This is a genomic window from Sorangiineae bacterium MSr12523, assembly GCA_037157775.1.
Classification (GTDB): Bacteria; Myxococcota_A; Polyangia; order Polyangiales; family Polyangiaceae; genus Pendulispora; species Pendulispora brunnea.
This window is the reverse complement of the sequence record CP089982.1, coordinates 12687873-12712255: the sequence shown is the minus strand read 5'-3', so window position 1 is coordinate 12712255 and position 24383 is coordinate 12687873. Positions and strand designations below refer to the sequence as shown.

General features: G+C 63.6%; 20 protein-coding genes and 1 tRNA gene. 11 read left to right on the top strand and 10 right to left on the bottom strand.

What is annotated here, in order from left to right:
- Positions 1-6: 6 nt before the first annotated feature.
- Positions 7-1506, top strand: a complete 1500-nt coding sequence (locus tag LZC95_50525; GenBank protein WXA94642.1) for a glycoside hydrolase family 125 protein — start codon at positions 7-9, stop codon at positions 1504-1506.
- Here the strand turns inward: LZC95_50525 and LZC95_50520 are convergent.
- From LZC95_50520 to LZC95_50505, 4 genes are read right to left on the bottom strand one after another with little or no spacing between them, the layout of a single operon-like run.
- Positions 1501-2529, bottom strand: coding sequence for a GNAT family N-acetyltransferase (locus tag LZC95_50520; protein WXA94641.1), 1029 nt, complete (start codon positions 2527-2529; stop codon positions 1501-1503). The two genes, LZC95_50525 and LZC95_50520, sit on opposite strands and share 6 nt — an antisense overlap.
- Positions 2526-3542, bottom strand: coding sequence for an LLM class flavin-dependent oxidoreductase (locus LZC95_50515; GenBank protein ID WXA94640.1), 1017 nt, complete (start codon positions 3540-3542; stop codon positions 2526-2528). The genes LZC95_50520 and LZC95_50515 overlap by 4 nt, the downstream gene beginning before the upstream one ends.
- Before the next feature lie 18 nt (positions 3543-3560).
- On the bottom strand, positions 3561-4307 hold the full coding sequence (locus LZC95_50510) for a metal-dependent hydrolase (protein WXA94639.1): 747 nt from the start codon (positions 4305-4307) through the stop codon (positions 3561-3563).
- A gap of 53 nt (positions 4308-4360) precedes the next feature.
- Positions 4361-4750 carry a winged helix-turn-helix transcriptional regulator gene (locus tag LZC95_50505; GenBank protein ID WXA94638.1) on the bottom strand — a complete coding sequence of 130 codons (390 nt, stop codon included), beginning with the start codon at positions 4748-4750 and terminating at the stop codon, positions 4361-4363.
- 58 nt (positions 4751-4808) lie between these two features.
- Here LZC95_50505 and LZC95_50500 point away from each other — a divergent pair, with 58 nt between their 5' ends.
- A complete protein-coding gene (locus LZC95_50500; GenBank protein ID WXA94637.1) occupies positions 4809-5270 on the top strand; it encodes a glutathione S-transferase family protein in 462 nt (153 codons plus the stop codon).
- A gap of 541 nt (positions 5271-5811) precedes the next feature.
- On the opposite strand, the gene LZC95_50495 is transcribed toward LZC95_50500, so the two are convergent.
- The gene (locus LZC95_50495; GenBank protein ID WXA94636.1) at positions 5812-6612 is read right to left on the bottom strand and encodes an AraC family transcriptional regulator; all 801 of its coding nucleotides are present in this window, start codon (positions 6610-6612) and stop codon (positions 5812-5814) included.
- 7 nt (positions 6613-6619) lie between these two features.
- Complete coding sequence (locus tag LZC95_50490; GenBank protein ID WXA94635.1) at positions 6620-7843, bottom strand: VWA domain-containing protein; 1224 nt, start codon at positions 7841-7843, stop codon at positions 6620-6622.
- Positions 7844-8123: 280 nt separating this feature from the next.
- Here LZC95_50490 and secA point away from each other — a divergent pair, with 280 nt between their 5' ends.
- From secA to LZC95_50465, 5 genes are all read left to right on the top strand, one after another.
- On the top strand, positions 8124-11207 hold the full coding sequence (gene secA / locus LZC95_50485; protein ID WXA94634.1) for a preprotein translocase subunit SecA: 3084 nt from the start codon (positions 8124-8126) through the stop codon (positions 11205-11207).
- 182 nt (positions 11208-11389) lie between these two features.
- Positions 11390-11878 carry a DUF1772 domain-containing protein gene (locus tag LZC95_50480; protein ID WXA94633.1) on the top strand — a complete coding sequence of 163 codons (489 nt, stop codon included), beginning with the start codon at positions 11390-11392 and terminating at the stop codon, positions 11876-11878.
- 47 nt (positions 11879-11925) lie between these two features.
- Positions 11926-12453: a hypothetical protein gene (locus tag LZC95_50475; GenBank protein WXA94632.1), complete on the top strand. Its 528-nt coding sequence runs from the start codon at positions 11926-11928 to the stop codon at positions 12451-12453.
- A 31-nt stretch (positions 12454-12484) separates the two neighbouring features.
- Positions 12485-13201: an SDR family oxidoreductase gene (locus LZC95_50470; GenBank protein WXA94631.1), complete on the top strand. Its 717-nt coding sequence runs from the start codon at positions 12485-12487 to the stop codon at positions 13199-13201.
- Positions 13202-13209: 8 nt separating this feature from the next.
- Positions 13210-14697 carry a hypothetical protein gene (locus LZC95_50465; GenBank protein WXA94630.1) on the top strand — a complete coding sequence of 496 codons (1488 nt, stop codon included), beginning with the start codon at positions 13210-13212 and terminating at the stop codon, positions 14695-14697.
- A gap of 16 nt (positions 14698-14713) precedes the next feature.
- Here the strand turns inward: LZC95_50465 and LZC95_50460 are convergent, their stop codons facing one another.
- Complete coding sequence (locus LZC95_50460) at positions 14714-16036, bottom strand: peptidylglycine alpha-amidating monooxygenase (protein ID WXA94629.1); 1323 nt, start codon at positions 16034-16036, stop codon at positions 14714-14716.
- 93 nt (positions 16037-16129) lie between these two features.
- On the opposite strand from LZC95_50460, the gene LZC95_50455 reads away from it, so the two are divergent.
- Positions 16130-17644, top strand: coding sequence for a family 43 glycosylhydrolase (locus tag LZC95_50455; GenBank protein ID WXA94628.1), 1515 nt, complete (start codon positions 16130-16132; stop codon positions 17642-17644).
- A gap of 11 nt (positions 17645-17655) precedes the next feature.
- On the opposite strand, the gene LZC95_50450 is transcribed toward LZC95_50455, so the two are convergent.
- A complete protein-coding gene (locus tag LZC95_50450) occupies positions 17656-18534 on the bottom strand; it encodes a hypothetical protein (GenBank protein ID WXA94627.1) in 879 nt (292 codons plus the stop codon).
- 129 nt (positions 18535-18663) lie between these two features.
- On the opposite strand from LZC95_50450, the gene LZC95_50445 reads away from it, so the two are divergent.
- A tRNA-Arg gene (locus tag LZC95_50445) sits at positions 18664-18737 on the top strand.
- 837 nt (positions 18738-19574) lie between these two features.
- The gene (locus LZC95_50440) at positions 19575-21842 is read left to right on the top strand and encodes a hypothetical protein (GenBank protein WXA94626.1); all 2268 of its coding nucleotides are present in this window, start codon (positions 19575-19577) and stop codon (positions 21840-21842) included.
- A gap of 459 nt (positions 21843-22301) precedes the next feature.
- On the opposite strand, the gene LZC95_50435 is transcribed toward LZC95_50440, so the two are convergent.
- Positions 22302-22871 carry a hypothetical protein gene (locus LZC95_50435; GenBank protein ID WXA94625.1) on the bottom strand — a complete coding sequence of 190 codons (570 nt, stop codon included), beginning with the start codon at positions 22869-22871 and terminating at the stop codon, positions 22302-22304.
- Between the two features lie 586 nt (positions 22872-23457).
- Between LZC95_50435 and LZC95_50430 the strand changes: the two genes are divergently transcribed.
- Positions 23458-23814 (top strand): hypothetical protein, encoded by a 357-nt coding sequence (locus LZC95_50430; protein ID WXA94624.1) that lies wholly within the window; start codon positions 23458-23460, stop codon positions 23812-23814.
- Between the two features lie 81 nt (positions 23815-23895).
- Here the strand turns inward: LZC95_50430 and LZC95_50425 are convergent, their stop codons facing one another.
- Positions 23896-24360, bottom strand: a complete 465-nt coding sequence (locus tag LZC95_50425) for a hypothetical protein (GenBank protein ID WXA94623.1) — start codon at positions 24358-24360, stop codon at positions 23896-23898.
- Positions 24361-24383: the final 23 nt, after the last annotated feature.

Below are 24383 nucleotides of genomic sequence, written 5' to 3'. Positions count from 1 at the left end.
AACAACATGACCACGACCACAACCCAGGATAGACGTTCGTTTCTGAAGTTGGGCGGATTTGCCGCCGTGGCAAGTGCAGCAGGCTGCGCGGAGAACGCGTCGTCCGAAAGTACCTCCATCTCACTGGCCGCTGTTGCGGCAAGGTATGATCCGAAACCCGTGGAGCCGGGCCCCGACGGCAGCTACCCCTCGCAACGGCCGCCGGTTGGCGAGAGGCGCTTCGTCAGCCAGGCCGTCGAAGACGTCATCGCCAAGGTCAAACCTCGGATTCGCAATCGGAAGCTCGCATGGATGTTCGAGAATTGTTTCCCGAACACGCTCGACACCACGGTCTTCTATTCCGAGAACGGCGGCACGCCGGACACCTTCGTGATCACGGGCGACATCGAGGCGATGTGGCAGCGGGATTCGTCGGCGCAAGTATGGCCGTACTTACCCTTCGTGACCGAGGATGAACCTCTGCGAAAGTTGATATCCGGGGTCATCCGCCGGCACACGAAGAACATCCTGCTCGATCCGTACGCCAATGCCTTCAACAACGGCCCCACGGGCGGTCCGTGGCAGAGCGATCTCACGGACATGAAGCTGGAACTCTGGGAGCGGAAGTACGAAATCGATTCGCTCTGTTATCCGGTGCGCTTGGCGCACGAATATTGGAAGATCACGGGCGACACGAGCCCGTTCGATTCGGCCTGGCAAAAGGCCGCCACGGCCATCGTGTCGACGCTGCGCGCGCAGCAGCGCAAGACCAGCAAGGGGCCGTACCATTTTCAGCGCAACACACCCACGGCAACCGATACGGCGCCGGGCCGCGGGTATGGGAACCCGATCAAGCCGGTGGGGCTCATTTGCTCGATTTTTCGGCCGAGCGACGATGCCACGATTTATCCGTTCCTGATTCCGGCCAATCTGTTTGCCGTGGTGGCGTTGAAGCAGGTGTCGGAGATCGCGAACGAGGTGCTGCACGATACGGCACTGGCGTCGTCGGCGTGGGACTTGGCCCTGGAGGTGGAGCGGGCCGTTCGGCGGCATGCCATTGCATTGCACGAGCGCTTCGGCCCCATGTACGCGTACGAGGTGGATGGCTTTGGCAATCGCCTATTCATGGACGATTCCAATGTTCCGAGCCTTCTCGCACTGCCGTACCTCGGTGCGGTCGATGCACGCGATGGTCTTTACCGCGCGACGCGGCAATTCGCGCTCAGCACGCACAATCCGTACTTTTTCCAAGGTGCGGCCGGCGAGGGCATCGGCGGGCCGCACGTGGGGCTCGACTACATTTGGCCCATGGCCATCATCATGCGTGGACTGACCAGCGACGACGAGGGCGAGATCAAGACGGCGCTGGATACGCTGGTCCGCACGGATGCAAGCACGGGCGTGATGCACGAGGCCTTCCACAAGGACAACGCGAACGACTTCACGCGCTCGTGGTTCGCCTGGGGCAATACGCTCTTTGGCGAATTCGTGTTGAAGATCGCCAAAGAGCGGCCCCACCTTCTATAGAGATTTGCCCATGCAAATGCTGGTGAGCGGTGAATGGACGTATTCGCCGAAGAGTGGAATGCGCGAATAGCCTGCGCGTTCGTACAAGGCGATTGCTTCCGTTTGCCGCGTCCCGGTTTCGAGGAGGACGCGTTTCACGCCGAGGCTCGCGGCGTGTTCCTCGAGGGTGCGCAGGATGCGCGTGGAGATGCCCAGGCCCCGCCAGCGCGGGACGACGAACATGCGCTTGAGTTCGGCGGTGCCGTCGTCGTATGCGCGCACGGCGCCGCAGCCCGCGGGTTCGTCCTCGAGGTACGCAATGACGTAGGCGCCGCGGTCGCCGGTGACCTGGGCCGGATCCAAGTGGAAATGGTTGGCCCCCGGCTCGGAATACATCGACGCGAGCTCGTGGTTGAGCGCGCAGATGAGCGCCGCGGCCTCGTCGGAGGTGAGGTCGGCACGGCGGACGGAGAGGCCCGTGCGCTCGGTGCGAAATCGCTGCAGCTTGGGCCACACTTCGCCGACGGGGCGAATGGGCTCCGGCGGGTGGTGGATGGGCTGCAGGTGCATATCCCAATAGCCGACGTCGTGCCAGCGCTCGAACTTCCATCCCGCGCGGTGGTACGTGCCGCAGCGGGTAAAGCCGACGGCCTCGTGCAGGCGCTCGCTCGCGGGGTTGGGAGGGGTGATGCCCGCGAGCAGGGTGACGTAACCCTGCGCGCGCAAACAGGGGATGAGCGCGTCGTAGAGCGCGCGGCCGATGCCGCGGCGATGCACGTCGGGATGGATGTAGACGGAGACTTCGGCCGTCCATTGATATGCGCCGCGGGCACGGTGCATGGATGCTTTGGCAAAGCCGAGGATGCGCTCCGCATCACGGGCCACGAGCCAGGGATATTTTTCGTGGGATTGCGCGAAGCTTGCCGCCCAATCCGAAAGAGACTCCGGCTCCGTGGCAAAGTTGGCCGGCGTGTTCACCGCCGCCCAATTGGCCAATGCGAGAACCGCGGGCACGTCGTCCGAGGTGGCGCGCTCGATGATCATGGTAGTGCCTCGGCGATGAGTCGGTACGACGCGATGCGATCTTCGAAGCTCTCCGTATTGGTCACCAAGGTCAATTCTTGCACGAGGCCATCGGCGGTGAGGGCTTGCAGGCGGGCGGCGACCTGCGCCTGATTGCCGACGACGACGGCATTTCGTCGCGCCGTGAGCTCTTGCGATTCGAGTTCACTGCATCCGCCATAACCGCTTTTGCGTGCGGCCATGGCCTCATCGACCGTTGGAAATGGAATATTGTTCATTCTCGATAAGCCTTGGATGAACCAAGCCTCCGCCGGGGACGCGAGCTCGAATGCCCGCTCCTCCGTCTCCGCGCATAAAACGAATAGCGCTACATTGACATAAGGTTCCTTCAGCCATTTGGAAGGGACGAATTCGGATTTATAAACGGCCAATGTTTCATCCATGTTGCGGGATGGAATGAAGGCCCCGAATGCGTATGGCAATCCACGCGCTGCGGCAAAGCGGGCGCTCTCTGGGGAGGTTCCCAAGATCCACGGCTGCGGCGATGAAGGCACACGGGGAACGGCGTCCACGTGTTCGAACACCCCATCGGCGAGGTACGCGAGGAGCGCGTCGACCTGCTCGGCAAATTCCGGTGCGGACGAACGCCGTCCGTGGCCACCTTTCGTCATGAGCGCCAGCGCGGCGCGCGGTGCAGCACCGGTGGTGCGGCCGATGCCCAAATCGATGCGGCCGGGAAACATGGCCTCCAGGACGTGGAACTGCTCGGCGACTTTCAGCGGGCTGTAATACCGAAGCAGCACGCCGCCCGCCCCCACGCGCAGCCGCGTCGTCGCGGCGGCAACCCGCGCGGTGACGATCTCGGGCGATGCGGAAGCAAAGGCGTGCGCGCCGTGGTGCTCGGAGACCCAGAAGCGGTGGTACCCGAGCCGCTCGACTTCACAGGCGAGGCGCACGGTATTTCGAACGGCGTCCGCGGGAGATTGTCCGGCAAAGACCGGGGACTGGTCCAGGACGTTCAGAACGAGGCTCACACTGTTCTTGTAATCGACTCAAAAGGTGACCGCCTGCCCCGGCGTGAGAAATCGGACGCGCGCATCGCCCTCGAAGGCGGCGCGCACCTCGGGCTCTTCGGACAACTCGGGAAAGGTGCCGAAGTGCATGGGGACGATGATCTTCGGGTGGAAGTACTTTTGCACGGCCAAGGCCGCTGTCTTCGGGTCGAGCCCCCAGCGGGCGCCTCCGGCCTCGAGGAGCACGATGTCCGGGTGGTAAAGCTCCTCGATGAGCGCCATGTCGCCAAAGAGCCACGTGTCGCCCGTGTGGTAAATCGAGCGGCCGTCTGCAAAGCGGAGCACGTACCCGAGCGGCCGTCCGCCCTCGCTCGAGTGCATCGCCGGTACGGCGTACACGGTCACATCGGCGAAGTGCGTGGGGCCGCCAACGTTGACGATGTGCTGCTGCGCCTCGGGGATCTTCATGGCCCGGAGGTGCTCGCCCGTGCCGACGACCCGCGCGCCGGTGGCCTGCGCCAACTCCGGGACGTCCGCCGCGTGGTCGCCGTGCGCGTGGGTCACCAAAATGGCGGTGGGCCGCGCCAGACGCCCTGGGTCCTTCCACGCGGGCGGCGCTTTCGGGTTTTCCTTTAGCCAAGGGTCGATGAGCAGGCGTGTGCCGTTGGGCGATACCACTTCGAAGCCGGCGTGGCCGAGCCAGGTGACCTGAATCGGCACCGGGGGGCGGGAGGCTGCACAGCCCAAGGTCGAGACGAGGGACAAGATCATTAGGGGAAGGCGCATGGTTCCGCCCATGGTGGGTCTGCGGTGGAGGGCGATCTTGGGCGTTGTTGCGGTTATTCGTCGGGCCCCTCCGGGCTGGGGATGGTGAGCCCCCGCTTGACCACGCTGGAGACGACGAAGAAGGTGGGCCGGCGGGCTTTTTTCGGATCGAGGACGGCGCAATCGCGAACGATGACGCCTTCTTCGCGCATGCGCCTTAAACGACGCTGAATCGCGGACGGCGAGAGGCCGACTTTTTCGGCCAGGCGCTCTGCCGTTTGGGTCGCATCCTCTTGAACGAGGTTCAGGAGCTGGCGGTCGAATCGGTCCAATTTCACGGCGGGTGCTTCGTAGGTGGTGCGCTGCGCAGAAAAAAGGCGCACGTGGGGCTTAGATTGCGGCCAAAACGCGCGGTCGCGTTCGCGCATGAAGTCGGCATCGCCGATCGGCTCGAGGTCGTGCACCAGGAGACTAGTCCGACTCGCCGCAACGAGGCGGTTCGCCGAAAATCCTCTGGGAAAGGTGCCGGTTCTCCTTCGGCCGGGGTTGTCGCCGATCTTCGATTCGGACGTGATTTGCGCTTATTTCGACACGCTGCATGACGGGCGAAGGTTGATCCCGCAGGAGGGTGAAGCGCGATGGCATGCGTTGCGCGTCCAGGCGGTGGCCCAAGGCTTGGCCGCGGCTGGAATCGCGGTTCGTTGGGAGACGGTGCGGCGTCCGGAGGAACTGCGGTATGCACCGCTTCGGGACGGGCACACGGAGAAGCTGATCGCGAGCTACGACTGGCTGGAGCACGAGCTGGATTTCGATGCAGCGGTGCACGTCGGCCACATCGCAGTCGCGACGGTCCTGAGCTGGCTCGAGTTCCGCGAGCTGCCGTCGTTTCGTGAGAAGCGGCCGCGATTGTCCGCCTGGCTCGACGCCTTCTCGGCCCGCCCCTCGATGCGCGCCACGCCGCTGTCCGGCGAGACCCACGACTGATCGGGATTATGGCTCGCCCTGCCGCGTGAAATGACGCTGGAGCTCAGCCGGCTGCGGAGCGATGCGGAGGACGGACGGGTGCGAGATCGCGCGCTTCCGCGCAATCGCACACGTTCTTCTTCTGGTCTTCTCTTGGCCAGACGAAAATGAGGGTAGGAAAAGTTCCGGTGGAGCGATCAGTTGTATGCGCAGCTTCACCCAACGAGGAATTCGGCCACCGGTCCGCGCCCGCTGCGCTTCCCGTCACCGCTCCGCATGTTGTTCCCGCCGGCGAGGCTCCCGTAGGAGTGGTTCCTCGCTATCAACAGGCACGTGGAGGGCTGTTGCCTCCCAATCATACCAATGGCAACCCATCATCTCAGTCTGCGACCTTGCGGGCGCGGTGTCCGGAGCACCGCGCACGAAGGTCTGCCCCGACGCATTGCCAACCCAATGCCAATCCGCATCCCCGCCGAAAATCCGCGCATCGTGGCAGCGGTCCCCTGTCCCGGACGAATTTCCGCCTGTCCGTGACACCCGTGACGCAAGTCTTGCCCCTCGGCTAGCCCGCGCCCGCGGCCGCGCGCCCAGCGCCCGCGCGCGCGTCCTTCGCGTAGCGCGCGGGCGTCGTGCCCGTGATGCGCTTGAAATGCCGGTGCAGCTGACTCTGATCGTAGAACCCCACGTTCAACGCCACCTGCGCCGCCGGCGCCCCCGCCTCGAGCAGCAAGCGCGCCTGCGCCACCCGCAGATGCGTCACGTACTCGTACGGCGCGAGCCCGTACTCCTCTCGGAACAACCGCAGCACGTGGAACTTGCTCCGTCCCGCCGCCGCGGCCATCGCGTCCAGGGTCACCTCGCCGCGCCAGTTCTCGAGCAAATACTCCCGCACCCGCCGCACCGCCCGCGCCGAGCGCTCCACGCGCTCCGCGCGCGGCGCCTCGCCGTAGTCTTCCCATAGCGCCGCCAGCGTTTCCACCAGCAGCGACTCCTGCCCAAATCGATCCCCCGCGGCCACCGCGTCGTGCAGCCGCAACGCCAAGGCCTCCGCGCGCCCGCCACCCTGCGTCACCGGCACGGCAAAATGCGGAACCTTCGCGCGCCCGCACGCCACCGCCACAGCTTCCACGGCCGCCGCCGAAATCGCCAAGCTCGCCGCCGTCACCGGCGCATGCACCCGCACGTCGCGGTGCACCTCGCCGGGCTCCTTCAATTTGAGGAGCCCGACGCCGTGCGTGCTGACCCGCCGCCGGTACCAAAAGTCGAACGCGCCCGCGAATACCAGCGTCAATCCGTAGCGCGTCGCGTGCCCCGTCCAGAGACGCGTATCGTTCTCGACCCGCGTCATCTCCACGGCGGCCATCGCCGAGTCAGTTTACCACGGTCTTGCACCCCAGAATGACCCGCAGGCTCGCTTCCCGCGCCGAGCTCACCGCCTGGCACGACTCACCGTGCAAGAGCACCCTCGTCGGATTCTGCGCATCGTCGTACGTCCAGCCGTTCACGGCATCTTGCGCAATCAGATGCTCCCCCGCCGAATCGGTCCACGCCACATTGACCCGCGTGGGATCCATGTTCGCCGACTTTTCCAGGTTGTATTCGCACCCCAGGGAAACCTGAATGCTCTTCAATGCGGCAACGAACTCCTGCGTCAGCTGCGGCACGCTCTTTCCGCCGCCCGGTGTGATCTGGAAGTGACACAGCTTCGCCGCGTCACTCGTCGCGGGATCGCAACCGGCCGATGCCCGCGTCCCGCCGGCGATCGCCAGCTCGGACAGAAAACGCGGCGCGTACACGTGCGTCTCGTCCGGCGTCGGGAACGGACCGATGCCCACGGAGAACGTATCGATGGCCCCGCCGGCATTGCTCGCGAGCCGCTGGTGCGTCGCTTCGTCGGTGCACTTCGTTTGCTCGCTATAGAGCCCCCGCGGCACACCATCGGTCACCAGCACGACGACTTTGCGTCCACCCGCGCGGAGCGGCGGCTGCGGCACGAACGGCTTCATCACACGGTAGCCGCCATAAAGCGCTTCGTACGTCGGCGTACCGGCCGAGTACGACGTGCCATCGATGCGCGCACGCAGGGCCTTGTGCTGCGCCTGGTCCACGAACGCCGGCTCGACGTCGGCGGCCGTCGGATACGGACCTTGTCCCTTCGTCGAGTCTTTCGCGTCCGAAAAAATGAGCAGCCCCACACCCACCTCGGGGTCCGCCGCCGCGTAGTACTCGTCGAAAATCGAGTCCAGCGCGGCAACGGCGGCTTTCCATTTGCCGTCGTCGCCCATGCTGCCCGACCCATCGAGCACGATTTCCAAATAGGCCGCCTGGCGCTTTGCCTCGCCGCGAGCCGTCGCGCAGCTCGCGTTCGTGCCCACGCCTCCATCGTTGGAGTTGGGGCCGCCGCCACCACCGAAGCCACCGCCCGAACCCGGCCCTTTGTCGGGCTCGAAGTTCCCGTCGCCACCGCCGGTGCCCGGGTCGAGCACCCCTGTACCTTCCGTACCACGCGCGCCACCGCCGCACGCTGGACCGAACACCACGGCCATCACGCACGCGCCTGCGCAAAAGAACGCACCCGAAGAGCGCCTCTTCATGGATTTGTGCCTCCTAACGGTCTCGAGTCTTCAACGAACCGAAGAGCCCCCCCGAGACAAGGACGGATGATGCACGCAAATTTTGCGCACTCAAGCAAAGCCGCACATTTTCGTGGGATTACCGCCGCTTGTGTGCGGAGCCCGCCGAGATTGTGCCCGATATATGGTCACATAGTGTCATCCGTGGCAGCTCTTCCAGAGCCGCCGTGACAAACTTTGATGCACCTCATCGGCGCCATGTTTGCAGTCGCGTGCGCGGAGGATTATGGGTACGCGTCCGATGTTTGCGTGGGCCCTCAAGAAAATCCTCGGAACCTCCCATGAGCGCGAAGTCAAAAAACTTCGACCCAGTGTCGAAGCCATCAACGCGCTCGAGCCGGCCATCAAGAAGCTGAGCGATGCCGAGTTGCGCGCCAAAACCTTCGAGTTCAAAGAAAAGCTCGAAAACGGCGCCACCCTCGACGACATCCTGCACGAGGCCTTTGCCGTTTGCCGCGAGGCGGGCTGGCGTGCCCTCAAGATGCGGCACTTCGACGTGCAGCTCATTGGCGGTATGGTCCTTCACAAGGGATCCATCGCCGAAATGCGCACGGGCGAGGGCAAAACCCTCGTCGCCACCCTCCCCTGCTACCTGAATGCCCTCGAGGGCAAGGGCGTGCACGTCGTCACGGTCAACGACTACTTGGCCAAGCGCGACTCGGAGTGGATGGGCAGGCTTTACGGCTTCCTCGGCCTCTCCACGGGCGTCGTGGTCAACTCGCAGTCGGACAGCGACAAGAAGCGCGCGTACCGCAGCGACATCACGTACGGCCAGAACAACGAGTTCGGCTTCGACTACCTGCGCGACAACATGAAGTTCAGCGCGCTGGAATACGCCCAGCGCGAGCTCAACTTCGCCATCGTGGACGAGGTCGACTCCATCCTCATCGACGAAGCGCGCACGCCGCTCATCATCAGCGGCCAGCAGGAAGCGTCGAGCCAGAAGTACCGCACCATCAACGAAGTCATCCCGCGCCTGCGCAAAGACGAGCACTACCTCGTCGACGAGAAGCAGCACAGCGTGACCTTGACCGACGAAGGCGTCGAGCAAGCGCAAAAGCTGATGGGCATCTCGAACTTGTACGACCCGGTGAATCTGGAGTCGCTGCACATTCTGAATCAGTGCTTGCGCGCCCACGCGCTCTACAAGCGCGACGTGAATTACCTCGTGGCCGACGACGGCAAGGTGCTCATCATCGACGAGTTCACCGGCCGCGTGCTCCCCGGCCGCCGCTGGTCGGACGGCCTGCACCAAGCCGTGGAGGCCAAAGAGAACGTGCGGATCCAAGAAGAGACCCGCACCATGGCCACCATCACGTTCCAGAACTTGTTCCGCCTTTACAAGAAGCTCGCGGGCATGACCGGAACGGCCGACACCGAAGCGGGCGAGTTCCACTCGACGTACAAGCTCGGCGTCATCCAGATCCCCACGAACAAGCCCATCAGCCGCGTCGATAGCGAAGACCTGGTCTACAAGACGGAACGCGAGAAGTTCACCGCCGTGGCGGGGGAAATCGAAGAGCTTTACGCGCAGGGCCAGCCGGTGCTCGTCGGCACGACCAGCGTCGAGAAGAGCAACGCCATCGCGGCCATCCTGAAGAAGAAGAAGATTCCGCACGCCGTCCTCAACGCCAAGCAGCACGAGAAGGAGGCGTACGTCGTCGCGCAGGCCGGGCGCAAAGGCGCCATCACGGTCTCCACGAACATGGCCGGTCGCGGCACGGACATCATCCTGGGCGGCAACCCGGAGATGCTCGCGAAGCTCGAGTTCAAAGAGCAAGATCGCGATCCCGATGCGGAGCCGGAGGAGTTCGCGAAGCTCGTCACCAAGTACGAAGAGTCGTGCAAGAAAGAGGGCGACGAAGTACGCGAGGCCGGCGGCCTGCACATCCTCGGCACCGAGCGTCACGAGTCACGCCGCATCGACAACCAGCTCCGCGGACGCGCGGGGCGCCAGGGCGATCCGGGCTCCAGCCGTTTCTATCTGTCGCTCGAAGACGACTTGATGCGCATCTTCGGCGGCGAGCGGGTGAAGGCGCTGATGGAGCGCATGGGCATGCCCGACGACGAGCCGATCGAGCACCCGTGGGTGAGCAAGTCGATCAGCGATGCGCAGTCGAAGGTCGAGGGGCGCAACTTCGACATTCGTAAGAACCTGCTCGAATACGACGACGTCATGAGCGAGCAGCGCAAGACGGTCTACAAGGTCCGTCAGCAGCTGCTCGTCGGCCGCTACACGCCGGAGATGGTGGACGACGACGGCAAGCCCACGGGCAAGCTGCGCGTCATCGAGCCGCTCGATCGCCTGCGCGACGACGTCAAAGACGCCATCCGCGACATGGTTCTGCACTACGGAACTTCGACGGCGCCCGACGGCGGTGGCAAGCCCGCGTCCGTGGAGGCGGTCAAAGAGCTCTTCGAGATCGGGAGTCTCCAGGAAGATATTTACAATTACTGGGGCTACAAATTCGAATACCGCGATAGCGACACCAAGAAGCCGCAAAAAGTCTACGAGCGGCTCATGGACGAGATCCCGCGCAGCCTCACCGAGCAGCGCGAGCGACTTCTCGATTTGGTCGACAGCATCATCGCCGCGATTCTCGAAGAGAGCTGCCCCGCGAACATCCCGCCGGAAGATTGGAAGTGGGACGACATCGCGGAGGGCTTCCGCGATCACTTCGGCATCAAGCCGAAGGACTTCGTGCATGTCTCGGACTTGGAGGAGCTCGCACACCGGCTGTACGACCAGGCCGAGGCGGTGCTTCAGCAGAAAGAGAAGGACCTCGGCACCGAGCTTCTGCTCAAGTTGTTCCGTCACTTCTACCTGACGGAAATCGACCGCGCGTGGGTCGAGCACCTCACGAACATGGAGCACTTGCGCGACGGCATCGGCCTGCGCGGCTACGGCCAGCGCGATCCGAAGCAGGAGTACAAGAAAGAGGGCTACACGATCTTCGTCACGATGATGGCCGAGATCAGCTCCAACGTCGCGACGAACCTGTTCAAAGCGCAGGTCCGCCGCGAGGCCGACGTCGAACAGATGCAGCACGAGGAGGCCGAGCGCCACGAGGCCCAGCTGCGCGCCGCCCAAGCGCGCCACGGCTCCGAGCTCGATCCGGGCGCGGACCAGGAAGAGGCCCCGCAGCAGCGGCAACCCATGCGCAGGCCGCAGCAGCAAGCCCGCATCGTCCAGCCGGTGCAGCGTGCGACCCCGAAGATCGGGCGCAACGACCCCTGCCCCTGCGGCAGCGGGCAGAAGTTCAAGAAGTGCCACGGCGCAGCCCTCGAAGAAGAGGGCGCCGACCAAGACGACGCCAACGCGTAAAGCGTCTCTCGCCCGTACACGTACACGTTCCCGCTCCCGTTCCCGATCTTCTCTCTCGGGAGTTTCGGGAACGGGAACGTGTACGGGCAGAGATTTCGTTCGACCGATCGATGCAAAATTGCATCGATACACTGAAATCATGCCGGTGGTCGTGCATTCTTGCATGGCGCATCTTCAGAGGCATGAACGAGCAAACGATGCGTGTGTTGACGATGGTGGCGCTCCTCGGATCCGCGCTGGTGGCCGGGGTGTTCTTCGCGTTTTCGACCTTCGTGATGAAGGGCCTCGGTTACCTGCCCGCCGCACGCGGGGCCGAGGCGATGAACGCGATCAATGTGGCGGCCCCCACGGCGGGGCTCATGTCGGCGATGTTCGGCACGGCGCTGGTCTGCCTGGTGCTCGGCAGCGCTTCGGTCATACGGATGGGCGGCGACGACGGCGCCCTGTACCGCGTCCTCGGGTGCGCCGTTTACATGGTGACCATCTTGGTCACGATTTTTTACCACGTGCCCCGAAACGACGCCCTCGCGGCCCTGGATCCGGCCAGCGCCGAGGGCATGGCCTATTGGAAGGAATACCTGGTGCAGTGGACGACGTGGAACCACGTGCGGACGGTCGCACCGCTCGCGGCCGCGGCGCTTTTGGCCATCGCACTGCGCAAAGCAGGATAATCGCAACGTATTTTGAAGCCGTGCCGATCGGCGATAGACTCCCCCTCATGACGAGCGTAAGGCGTTTCGTATTGGTCGCGGCCATCTCGGGCTTGGCGGCGTTGGGCGCCGGCACACTGACCGCGTGCGAAGGCGGCAGCGGGCCGAATTCGGCGAAGGTCACGCCGGGCGAGATGCCCGCCGGCGAATCGTGGACCGGAGTCTATTACCACCCGGTTTACGGCTACCTGCACCTGGTCGAGACCGACTCGTCCGTGGTGGGTCGCTGGAAGCGCACCGACCAGAGCAAGTGGGGCGAGCTGTCCGGAACCAAGTCGGGCAACGTTCTGCACTTCACGTGGAAGGAGCACACGTACGGGATGGTTGGCCCCTCGGCGCAGGCCAAGGGACGCGGCGTGTTCGTTTACAAGATGAACTCGGACAACACGGCCATCCTCCAAGGGCAGTACGGCAACGACGACAACGAAACCGGCAGCCAGTGGGACAACGTGAAGCAAGCGCGCATGCAGCCGGATTTGAAGTCCATCGGCGGAACGGCCCCGGAAGAAGCCGTGCGCCCCGGTGGTCTCGAGTGACAAGCGTGACAAGCGTGACAGGAGCGACGCCATGAGCACAGGAGCCATCACCATCGTCACCGGCGGCGCAGGCGCGCTGGGTTCGGCCATCGTTCGGCAGCAGGCCCGGCGCGGAGAACGCGTCGTCGTTCTGGATCGCACGGAAGCAAAAGAGCGCGTGCACGCCCTGGAGAAGGAGTTCCCGTCCCAGGTCCTCGGCCTGGTGACCGACGTGGCGCTCGACAGCGATTGGCACGCGACGCTGGAGCACGTGAAGGCGAAGTTCGGCGAGCCGACGGGCGCCGTGCTCGCGGCGGGCGGATGGACCGGCGGCACACCGATTCATGCCGCAAAGGACGATTCGGCGTGGCAATCGATGCTGCAGGGCAACACGGAAACCGTGTACCGCGCCCTGCGTGCGCTGCTGCCCGGCATGGTGGACCGCAGACGCGGCAGCATCGTCGTCGTAGGTGCGCGGCAAGTGCTGCGTCCTGAGGCGGGCAAGGGCGCTGCCGAGTACACGGCCTCCAAGGCCGCGGTGGGTGCGCTCACGCAAGCCGTGGCCGCGGAGGTCCTTGCGAACGGCGTGCGCGTGAACGCCGTGCTGCCGAGCATCATCGACACCCCCTCGAACCGCGCGGGGATGCCCGATGTCGATCCGCGCCTCTGGGTCGCCCCCGATTCGCTGGGCGACGTCATCGCGTTTTTGCTCTCGGATGCTGCGCGCGACATCTCCGGCGCGCTCATTCCCGTCTACGGCAAAGTCTAGAGGCACGCATGCCGGTTTCGGCAGCGCAGGCGCGCGATCCCGCGATCGTGGGGGCGCTGGGTGGCCTTGCCCTCAGCACCGTGCGCGCCGCCTCGCCGATGCTCGTGGTGCGCGCCCTGCGCTGGCACCGCGATCTCGAGCGGCTCGGCGTGCACTTGCCCTTGTTCCTCGTGCACGACGTCGGGCTCCTCTACGCCGCGCCCAAGGAGCAGCTCACGTTGGGCCCGCGCCATCCGATCGACGCCAAGGTGCCGCAGCTCGGCCCCTTGATGCCGACGTACACCAGCATCGTGAACGAAATCGGTCAGAGCGAGGCCAGTCAACGCGCCCGCTCGATGCGCCTCGGCGACGAGTTGATCGTCGTGGTGCTGGCGCGGGTGCTCGGCTCCATCGCACTGCGCGTGGGACGAAAGCCGCCGTACTCGGCGACCGTACCGCTCGATCCGGAGATGGTGCGCGATCTGGATGCGCAGCTCCCCTCGCTCTTCGCCTCGGTGGCGCGCACCTTCGAGACGGCCACGTTGGAGGCGCTGGCGCGCGCCCGGCTGCACGTGCTGACCATGGCCGATGCGCTCGATTTGGATACCCTGCGCTTGCTCGGGATGCTCGGCCCCGAGTCGACCACCGCGGGCGCGCTCGCGCAGGTGGACCTGCTCGCGGCGATGTCGACGCCCTCGGCGAACGACATCGTGCACTTCTCGCTGGAGCTATTGCCCAGCGTGCTCGAGACGCGCCGCACGCAGTCGACCGGCACGCAAGCGGTGCACGGCTACGCGGGCATCGGCAGCAAGGGTTCCATCGACTCGCTCGTGCTGACGGAGCTCGCCTGGGAGCCGGAGGAGTTCTCGCGCCGCATGCTCGAGAACGAAATATTGTACTTTACACGCGAACAAGCCTCCGAGGACGCGCGCAGGCTGCACTACCTGCTCATCGACGCCTCGGCCTCGATGCGCGGAGATCGCCAGGTCTTCGCCCGCGGGCTGGCCATCGCCATGGGCAAAAAGCTGCAGCTCGCCGGCGAAGAAGTGTGGATGCGCTTTTTCGATTCGCGGCTCTACGACGTGCAGCGCCCGCGCCCGGGGCAGCTGCCCGTCGCGTATCTGCTCGGCTTCAAGGGCGAGCGCGGACGCAACCCGGCGCGCGTGTTCGCGCAGCTCGCCACGGAAATGGCGCTCCTGCGGGCGCGCGATCAACGCGATCCGGTGATTCATTTGATTACCCACGCCGCCTTGCACGTGCCGCGGGCATTGGTCGCGGAAATCGGCCAGCAGGCGCACCTCTCGGGCGTGTTCATTCTGCCGAGCGGCGGCGTGCTGGATCTCGACTATTTGGACCTTCTCGAAGGCCACACCGTGGTCGACCACGCGACCTTGCAGCAAAAGACCGCGCGCGCCGCCGCGGCCACGAAGATCGTGGACGAGGCGGCGCGCTTGAACGAGCGCGTGAGCATTCCGCCAACTTCGGAGCGCCCGCCCAAAAGCCGCCGCGAACGTTGAACCAAGCTAAACCAGGCTAGCGCGGCGTGGGCACGCAGGTGGAGGACCCCGCCGGCGTAGCCCAATTGAACAAAGGCAAGGTAATGCGCGGGTAGTAGACCGCGAAGGCGTAACACATTTCGTTTTCGGTATTCTCACCAAAGAGAACCGGCTGCTGCGTGGGATTGGTCCACGCGCATCGCGTTTTGACCACGTCGCCCGGTTTGAGCGTGGCATCGATGGGATACCAAAGCTGATTGTTGAAATCCCACGTAAGCTGCGTCCCCATGTCCACGGGTGACTTCCCCGCGGGGTACAACGTATTCACCAGGGCCGTGCCCAACTTGTGCATGTGCGGCATGGCAAAGATGGCGTGCATCTTTGGATAGAGCAGAGGCACGGTCATGCTGCAGGTGATGTCGTAATTGCTTTGGCGCGGAATGCTGAAGTTCGTCGCGCCGAAGGCCATGACGTCGGCATCGTTCTGCCGCAACTGATCCGTGGTGCACACGTCGAATCCGGATGTATCGGTCTGATTCTCCAGCGACCCCACGTTGTTGTAATGAATCTGAACCACGTAATGCGTGGTCCCCTCCTGTGGGAATCCCGCCTCGGGCGGCATGACCATGTTTTGCCCGCCCGGCGCCCACGCATACAGCATGCGCCAGCGAAGCGCGCCGCCCGGGTTGCAGGCGTGCGGCGTCGGATCCTCGGATTGGTCCGATTGCATGAGCAACGCATGGTGCACGATTTTGCGGTTCTGTACCTTGGGCGCAATGGCCACTACGTGCCGTTTGCCCGTGTTCTTGACGTCGATGCCGTAGCACACGTATTGGTCGTGCAATTCTTTGGGCATGGCCCACGGCGCGCGCGGCGCAATTTGCATATCCGGCTTGCAATTGAGCGGCATCGGATCGCCGTCGCCCGGGTGGGCATCGCACAGCTCGGACGAACGCGGGGCGCCCGCGGCGATGTACCCGTCGAGCGTCTTCATGTCGGCCATGCCCAGCGGGCCTTTGGCCGGCATGGGGGCGGCGTCGTCGTGGATGCGTTTGCCCACCATCTCGTAAACGCGCTGCTTCGAATCGGTTTTCGCCCGTGCTTGCAAATCGTCCCAGGTGACCAGCGGCATGGGTGCGCCGTACGACGGCGGATTCGAATGGCAGCTTCGGCAATTTCGCGCGAGCACCTCGTCGACGGCGCAAGGCAAATGGCGACCGCCCGAGACATCATTCGAAACGCCACCGTCGTTGCCATTCGGCGATGTGGCATTTTGCCCGTCACCGCACGCGCACATCCCCCACGTCCATGCCAAGGGCAGAAGCAAATTGAGAATCGGTCCTGTCCAGTGTTTTGCCATGACAGCCCCCCTGGACTCCCGGATGGCCACGGACGGGCGTGATTGGAAATATTTTGCGCTTCAAATTTCCAAATTTGCGGTTCACATAGGGATATGCACCGTCTTGCACGCCCGGGTTTCGTTGCTGCCTCTTTCGTTGCAGTTTTTGGCTGCTCCGGTCACGAACAAGACGCTGGCGGCACGTCCAACGGGTCGAGCGCGTCCAGCGGGTCGAGCGCCATCGTTCGCGATTTTCTCTCGCTCAAAGCGCGGTTTCTGTTCGATGGATACGTGCGCCACGCCAACGGTGTGGGGCGTGTCGACGACATCTACGGCACCAGTGCCGATCTCGCGAAAGCCGATGCCACCTGGTCATTCGTTCCCGGCCTCGCCGGCACGGGCGGTGGAGCCTGCGTGTCCATCGAATCACGCAACTATCGCGGCTCCTTCCTTCGCCACCAGAACGGCCAGGTATTTCTGCAACCGTTTCAGGAGAGCCAGTCATACCGACAGGACGCCACGTTTTGCCGTGTCCCGGGTCTCGCCGACGGAGCTGCCACCTCGTTTCGTGCATTCCAGTTTCCAAATGCGTACTTGCGGCACGCCTTTGGCGCGTTGCGTTTGGACGACGACCTCGGAGAGGCGCAGTTTCGCCAAGACGCCACGTTCGAGCTGCGCGGTCCGTGGCTAACCGGCAAGTTCTTCAATCCGATTCTCGGGAGCGGCGCCGACCCGACGATGGCCTATGAAAATGGCTCGTATTACCTGGTCTCCTCGGACAACGACCGGGGCATCGTCATCCGCCAATCGAGCAGCATCGAACAGCTCGAGGACGCGGTGCCGAAGGTGCTCTGGCGCGCCCCCGCCTGCCCCGCCCCTGCGTGTGCCGCTACTTGGGCGCCCGAGCTGCAGAAGATCGATGGCCGCTGGTGGATCTACGTTGCTGGCGAAAACGGCGGCGGCAATGCGAGCCACCGAATGTTCGTTCTGCGCGGCACGAGCAATCCCATGGGCCCTTACGAGAACCCCGTCGAGCTGCGGCTTCCCGGCGACGAATGGGCCATTGATGGCGTTTATGTCGCGCACGGCGGTCAGGGCTATTTCTTATGGTCCGGTTGGGAAAATGGGGATCCCAACGTGCAGCACATCTTCATTGCGCGCATGAGCAGTCCCAGCTCGGTCACCGGTAGTCGAGTAAAAATTTCGTCTCCCACGGCGCCATGGGAAACCGTTCCGAATGGCAATCCCAATATTCGCGTGAACGAGGGGCCGCAGCCCATTCATGGTCCCAACGGACGGCTTTCCGTGGCGATTTCCGTGAATGGCAGCTGGACGAATGACTATTGCCTCGGGCTTCTCACCTTGAACGGCAGCGATCCGATGCGCCGTGCGGATTGGGGCAAGTCGCCCTCGTGTGTCTTCTCCGGGCGCGACACGGCGACGGCGCCGGGGCACAACGGATTTTTCACGGTCAACGGCCGGACGTGGCTCACGTACCACGCCCTGATTCAGCCGGGCAGCGGCTGGGGCGGGCGGAGCATCCGTGCACAGCCCATGGGCTTCAACGGCGACGGCACGCCGTCGCTGGGCGTGCCGGTGAGCATCCACGAGCCCGTGGCGCGGCCGTAGCCCGCGGGGCGCTATTTTTTCCCGCGACCGCGGGTCTTGCCGACGTAGGTGCGCGGATCGCGCCGGGCGGGGGCGGTGGCCTCGAGCTGCGCGAGGACGCGCGCGACCTCGTCACGAAATCGCCCTTTGAGGCGGGGCGCGCGCAGGTTTTTCTCGACGATCTCGCGCAGGGCGGGGTCCGTGGTCCGTTCGAGCCAGCCGGCGAGGCCGTCGAAAACGGGCGTCCCGAATCGCACCGCGAGCACGCTCGGTACCGTGGAAAGGGATTCGACGAGGGCCTTGAAGCCGGGATAGCGGCTGGCGGAGCGACTGGCCTCCCGGGCGAGGTCGAAGGCGCGATCGACGATGGCCATCACGGCCGCGGCATCGTGGAGCTGCGAAAGCCACCGCGTGTCGGCGAGCGCCTCGAGCACGCTGGAGGCGTGAAAATAGCCATCCAGCCAGGGATCGAGTTCGTCGAGGAGGGCCCCGCCCGCCGTGGCGCCGATGAGCGCCAGCGAGGAGCTGACCATTTTGCGGACCCGCCAGCGAAGATCCTCAGCGGAATCGTGAAGCTTGGCGAGAAGCTTCCCGCGGGCACGCTCGTCACGGGTGGCCCGCGCCCCAAGGGCCGCGACCCCGCACATCGGGAGAAACTCGAGCTCCGTGCCGCCCGGCGCCTCGTCGGCATCGAGCGAGGCCATCGCGGTCACGACGTTGTCGGCCGCCTTCCCCCGGGACGCACAGAGCGCCCCAAAGGCGGCAGCAAGCTCGAGGTTCGCCTCCGGCCCGGGCAGCCACGACCCCCGAGTCAACCGGTCGTAAAGCGGCTTCGAGTCGCCTTTCTGGGCCTGATCCAGGGCCGCCGCCAATGCATCGTCGGACCCGCTTCGTTTGGAGCTTTGGTTCATTCGGGCCTTCCGGCCCTCATAGGCCTCATTTTCCATCGACTGCTCAGTCTGCGCCGGTTCACAAGGGGGCCGACTGTACTAAAGGTTCTAGCGCAACGCACCGGCCCGGGATAAGGGAAAGGGCCACACGCGCCCGTAGCTCAGTTGGATAGAGCGGCGGCCTTCTAAGCCGTTGGTCGCAGGTTCGAATCCTGCCGGGCGCGCTGCTCGATAGCGGGGACGAACTGGGGCGACCAGTGGCTTAGGAGCCCGGCTTGCAGCGTCGCCGAATGCTGAACCGCTGAAAATTGCGTCCGATCGTGATGCGTGGTGCGTGCAGCGGGATCTCTGCGGAGGTGCAGAGATAGCGGGCGCGACGAGCTCAGCAAGGGTCTTAGGACGCGAGGCGCCGGTCTCTGGGGCGGAGACTGGGCAGAGACGCGACCAACGGCTACGAACGAATCCGCGTCTACAAAGACAGGCTCGGGTCCCGTTCTCGCGTCTACAAAGACTGCGAGCCCCGTCTACAAAGACTGGAGGGACCAGGCGCTACGAAGCACGTGACCAATGACTTCGAAAACCCGACCCACGGCTATGGAGCTCGCACGTCTACAAAGACTCGGCGACGGAGACAAAGACGCGCGCGCGTCTACAAAGACTCGGCGACGGAGACAAAGACTGGAACGCTGTCGACAGAGACTCGGCTTGCGTGCCGCACGACGAAACCGGGAGAAGCACCAAGCAGCGCGCTTGACGAGGGCGACTGTGCGGGCGCTCGCGGGGGTGCGTTTCGCGCTCCGAGCCTAAGTTCAACGTCGGGGAGCGCGTAGGCTGTCAAAAAAGCTTGGCCGTAGACTTGCGCCCTCACCTTAAGCTTTTCCGGCTCGTTCGTCGTGGCGGAGACGTCCGGCGTCCTCTACGGCCAAGTGCACGTGGGCTCGGGTGCTGGGGCTCGGCGCGTCATTCGCGGTCCGCGGCTACTCGCTGGCGGCAACACGCTTTGATCGGCGTGACGTAGGGCGGACGTTCCTCGCGCGACGCGATGCGGTAGTATTCAAGCGATGATCCGAGGGAAGACGACGGCCGCTCTCGCTGACTACTACAAGGCTCACTTCGAACACTTTAGCCTCGTCGAAACAACCGACCTGCGAGACTTCTGGTTAGAGCGCGAGTATCCAGATGAGTGGCTGGAATGGGCGCGTTCGATGCCGAGAACGCCGGGGACGATCAAAGAAGCCATCCTTTCACGACGAAATGACCAGGTCGCGTTGCGGCGCCTCGCCGAAGACATTCTGAACCGTGACCCGACTCCAGGGACCCACCCGAGTAAGGCAATTCGCGAGCGCCTGATCAAATCCTTGGAGGAAGATGGCTATCGATTCGAGAATAGCAAATTATTATCGCTCGCGAACGACCTCGCGCCGCCAGCAACCTCGGCGAAGAACTCGAAACCCGGATCCGGTGACGCGACGTCGACGGGAGCTTTGTCGGCTAGCGAGGAAGAGGTCCTCCTTCTATTAGGCGACGAGGAACACGACTATGACGGTCGCGTTCCGGTCGACGTAGTAGCGCAGGCTTGCGATATGTCCGCGCAGGTTGCGTGGGATAATGTCCGGTGCCTTGAGGAATTGCAGCTCGTCGAATCCTATGATGGCGGAAGCATGGGATCCAGTCACCGCGTGGCTACGTTGACTGCTGAGGGGAGGCAACGAGGGCGGGATATCAGGGTGCCCCTCAGAAAAGGGCCGATTCGTAACGTTATCGATAGGATCGATGACACCGATCGAACGGTTCTCGATGTCGTGCTCGAGCAACAGCTCCGGAGCATCGGGGCGTCCGTTGGTCGCAGTGAGATCAGCACGCGCTCTTGTAAGGTTCTCTCGGGACAAAGCGTCGCTAACGTGTCACAGGTCCTAGATCACCTTTCGCCTTCCTATCTCAGGAAGAGCTCTGGTCGGGAACCTGCGTTCGCATTGACGATTCGTGGCCTGCTAGCGTCAAGCTGGGGAGCGAACGCGTTTGAGGTGATCGAACAAGTCCTTATCGTCCTTCGTGAATTGCAGGATAGGGACCCTTCGATCCAGCATTTTTCTTGGCTCGATCTTCGCGCGATGACGGGACTATCTCCCGGAGCCCTCGACTTCGTGTACATGGTAATCAGGGAAGCGAATCTCGGTGGCCGATTTAGGCGTGGTCGGTGGGAGGTACCGCCCGACTTGGCGCTGCTCCTCGAGCTCTCCTACGACGCGTCGGAGCATGTTCGACGCTGCGTTGGGTCGCCGGACCGGCCTCTCAACGAGGTTGCGACCAACACCGTCGTCGACGACCGAAGCGGTCGGAATCTAGGGCGCGATCCTTCTCCGCTTTCCGGCGAAGCCTCAGTGGCTGGTATGCTCGCGCGCATGCAACAAGGTGATGGCACTATCTTCATCAGTCACGCTGTCAAGGATCAAGAAGACATCATTTCGCCCTTCTTCGACCTGTTGACATCCGGCGCCGGCGTACCGCCGGATAAGATTTTTCAAAGCTCATTGCGTGGCCAAATCCCAAATAGCGAATATTTCGTTCAGCACATATTGAATAGGTTGGCGTCGGCGACGCTCGTAATATCGATATTTTCAAGTACTTACCTCCAGAGTCAATTCTGCCTTGCGGAGGGCGGTGCGCTACGTCTGCGCGAAAGAGCTCGCCCTGATCATGCGCCAGGACTCGGTTTTGGCTTCGTCGTTCCCCCCACCACGTTCCGCGATGTACATGGCGTATTTCATGGCGTTCAGCTCGGCACAATTAATCAAAAAGAAGACCTTTCAGAACTCTTCGATCGCATCAAACAAGTGCTGAACTCTCAGCAAAATAGCGCGCGATGGGCAGCAAAGAAAGAGGAGTTCCTCGCCAAAATAAACGGAGCCATTGGCAAACGGAGTGTCATCTCGCTGGCGGCCGGAATTCAAGTTTACGATGCCATGTTTGAGCGTAATTCGCAGCCGGAAGTCCGATTTAGGAGCAAGTTTCGCATCTGCTTTGAGAATCGCACAGGAAGGGAAATCTCAGTAACGGACCCCCGCTGGACTCCGGGGGAAAGGGGCGTCTCCATTGAAAAGGGGTACTTGCCGCGCCTGCAGCTCGAACATCCCGACGGTTGGGAGCACAGCCACGAAGAGCCGTCCGTCACCGTTCACGATGGCGCCAAATTCCGTACCTGGGTTGGGATTAATCCTTCGTACTCCGACGACGAGCTCCGCCGTCGTCAGGCAGCTCACAGCCTCGGCACTTTGAGTCTTTCGGTGATAGCCGATGGACATCAAGGAGCGAGGGACTTTACCCTCTAGGCCGCAGCCTTGAGCGCGTTCGATCGGCCAATGGTGCGGCTCTTCGCGTCGCGGCGTTGCGTGCGGCGAGTGAAGGGGCTCGCAGTACGTGGTCGCGGCCCGGGTCGTCGAACCGGGGACAGGAGATCCTCCGCGCGCGGAACAATTCCCGCGTGCGCACATGGCACACATAGACACCTGCGTACACGGCTGGCCGGCACCTTGGAGACGTCCTTTGCCGCCAAGACCAAGATGGCCGCGCAAGGCAGGGGCGAAGGAGATCGGGACTACGGCGAGGGAGTCCTAGTAGTCTATGCCGCCGCTCGAGCGCTGAGCCCACAGCTGACGCACAGGTCGCGCTCGAGCGAGGCGGCCACGTGGAGATTGATGGTGTGTACGACCGCGGCGATGAAGACCTCGGGCGGCTGATACCGGTGGACGGCCACGTAGTGGTGGAGCGCTCACGATGGCGAGGGCGACCTACATTGCTCCGATGTTCGACTTCTTCAACTCGACGAGCGCGGCAAGTGCCTCGTTTCGGCGCGCAATGGCCTCGCCTAGACGGCGCGCTGCCTCATCGACTTTCGTATCAAGCTTTCGAACGTTGGCCAACGCGGCTTCGTAGGGCGCATGTCGCTTCGAGATCGTCGTTTCGGCTTGAGTAGCCGTACTTGTTGTAGCGAATGCCCTGGTCGGTCGAAAGCCTGCCTCGGCGAGACATTCATCGGCGAGTTTTTGGAGCTCATCCTCGGACGTCGAGCCGACGGATTCTGACCTGATCGCTATTCGTGGGGCCGGTGGGAGTGATTTCGTGTAGCGCGATGTACACCAGCGGTCGTAGTCCGCGGAATCAATCACCCAGTCACGCCCAGCTTGGCGTGCGCCCGGCATCGTCTTGATGTGGCGTTGCAGCCAACCACGCGACTTTCCGGGCGCATGTGGTCCGCGCTTCGACGTCGTGTAGACGGTTTTTGCCGTGTTCCCGATTCGTGCAACCACGCGCTCGGCGATTCGTTCTGCGATCTCATCGACCAAACCATCGATCTTCATAGTAAGGACGCCTCCACCCGACAGTAAGCGATGTGCATCGCACGATGAAAGGAACGTTTTTGACGACCGCCCACCCCGGCAATTCAAAGGATTGCGCGGAGTGATGAATCAGGGTTGGCCCTGCGAAATGGCGTCTCGTCGAACGCCCACGGCTCTCGGAGCTCCGCGTGGCATCGCCCGCATGCCTCCCGCGGGTTGCGCGCTCCACCAGCTCCGCGAGCCGGACGACGAAGACCGGGAGGGACCTCGTCGGTTGAAAAGTCAGGTCCGCGATCTAACCGGCCGATGTTCAATGTGGGAGGTGAGGTTGTTCTTCGCTTGACCATACGTGTATCGCTTCAGGTCTTCGAACCAATGGCACGGGAGCACATCCGAGGTTGCTCATCGCCGGCCCTCCCCTGTCCTGGGACACCTCGAATCTGTCCCGGCCACTCACCAGAGCGCGAAGATCTCGGAAAAAGTCGAGGTGCACGGGACGGCACGGTGCTCGCTGTGGGAACCGCCAACGAGCGCCTGACGGCGCTCGCACCCGTTGCGCGTACGCCCTGCTCGCACGGGGAAACGTCATGGGCGTGAGGAAAGAACAATGAACGAAGTGATCCAGCGTCTTTTTCGCGACCTTGCCGCACGCGTTCCGGCCGCGGGCGAGCAGCGCGAGAATTTCTTCCGCGCACTTTCGAACGCGGACACTGCCCTGCAGCAGATTTTCATCCAGTACCCGAGCGTGGAAGACGGTGGTGCGCGCAACGCCGCATACCACGACGTGCAGCAGGTCGTTGCGCACCCGCTGTATCCCCATAGCCCCTTCGAGCCGGCAGGGCACTTCGGTGATGATGTCGTGTACGAGGCCGAGATCGTGCGACTGTGGGCCAAAGTCGAATGTGCATTGGCGACGTCTGTAGCTGGTCGTGCAAGCCTACCGGATAGCGGCGGTCCAGAGTGAATTGCAAAAGCATCGAAACGAAGAGCGATTTCGCAGGATTCAGCTTTCGTGCGGGACTTGCTCGTCAGAGTTCGCTGGCGGTCAATCGTTGGCAGGATCGAGCGCTGCGTATGCCGCCGAAGCCTCGAGAAAAGATCCGGCATGTCGTCCTCTTCCTCGCAGGTTCGAGCGCGACAACCCCAGCGATATGAGAAAGCGAAGCCGGGACTCTTCGGTTCTGCGCCGGAGGGCAACGACGCCCGGAAGCCTAGCGACGCTTAGGAGCACGACGAGTCCCTCGGCGCGCGCGCCGTGGAGAACATCCCCGATGTCGTCGCTCTCGCAGTCCCCGTCGGTCAGGGTAAACGCCTCGACAGCCGCGTCGACAACGCGATCGAGTTGCCAACCACCGTCGATGACTTCCTCGGGTTCCAGCGGCTCGATGTCGTAGGTCAGCACCTTGCTGCCGTCGGAGGGAACGATGACGGGGCGCGGGCGTGCCCACGCGCCTTTCTCGAGAAGGAGCAGGTAGTCGGCCGTGCGCGACGAACCGGCCCGAACGATCACACCTCGCTCGGTCCCTTCGTGCG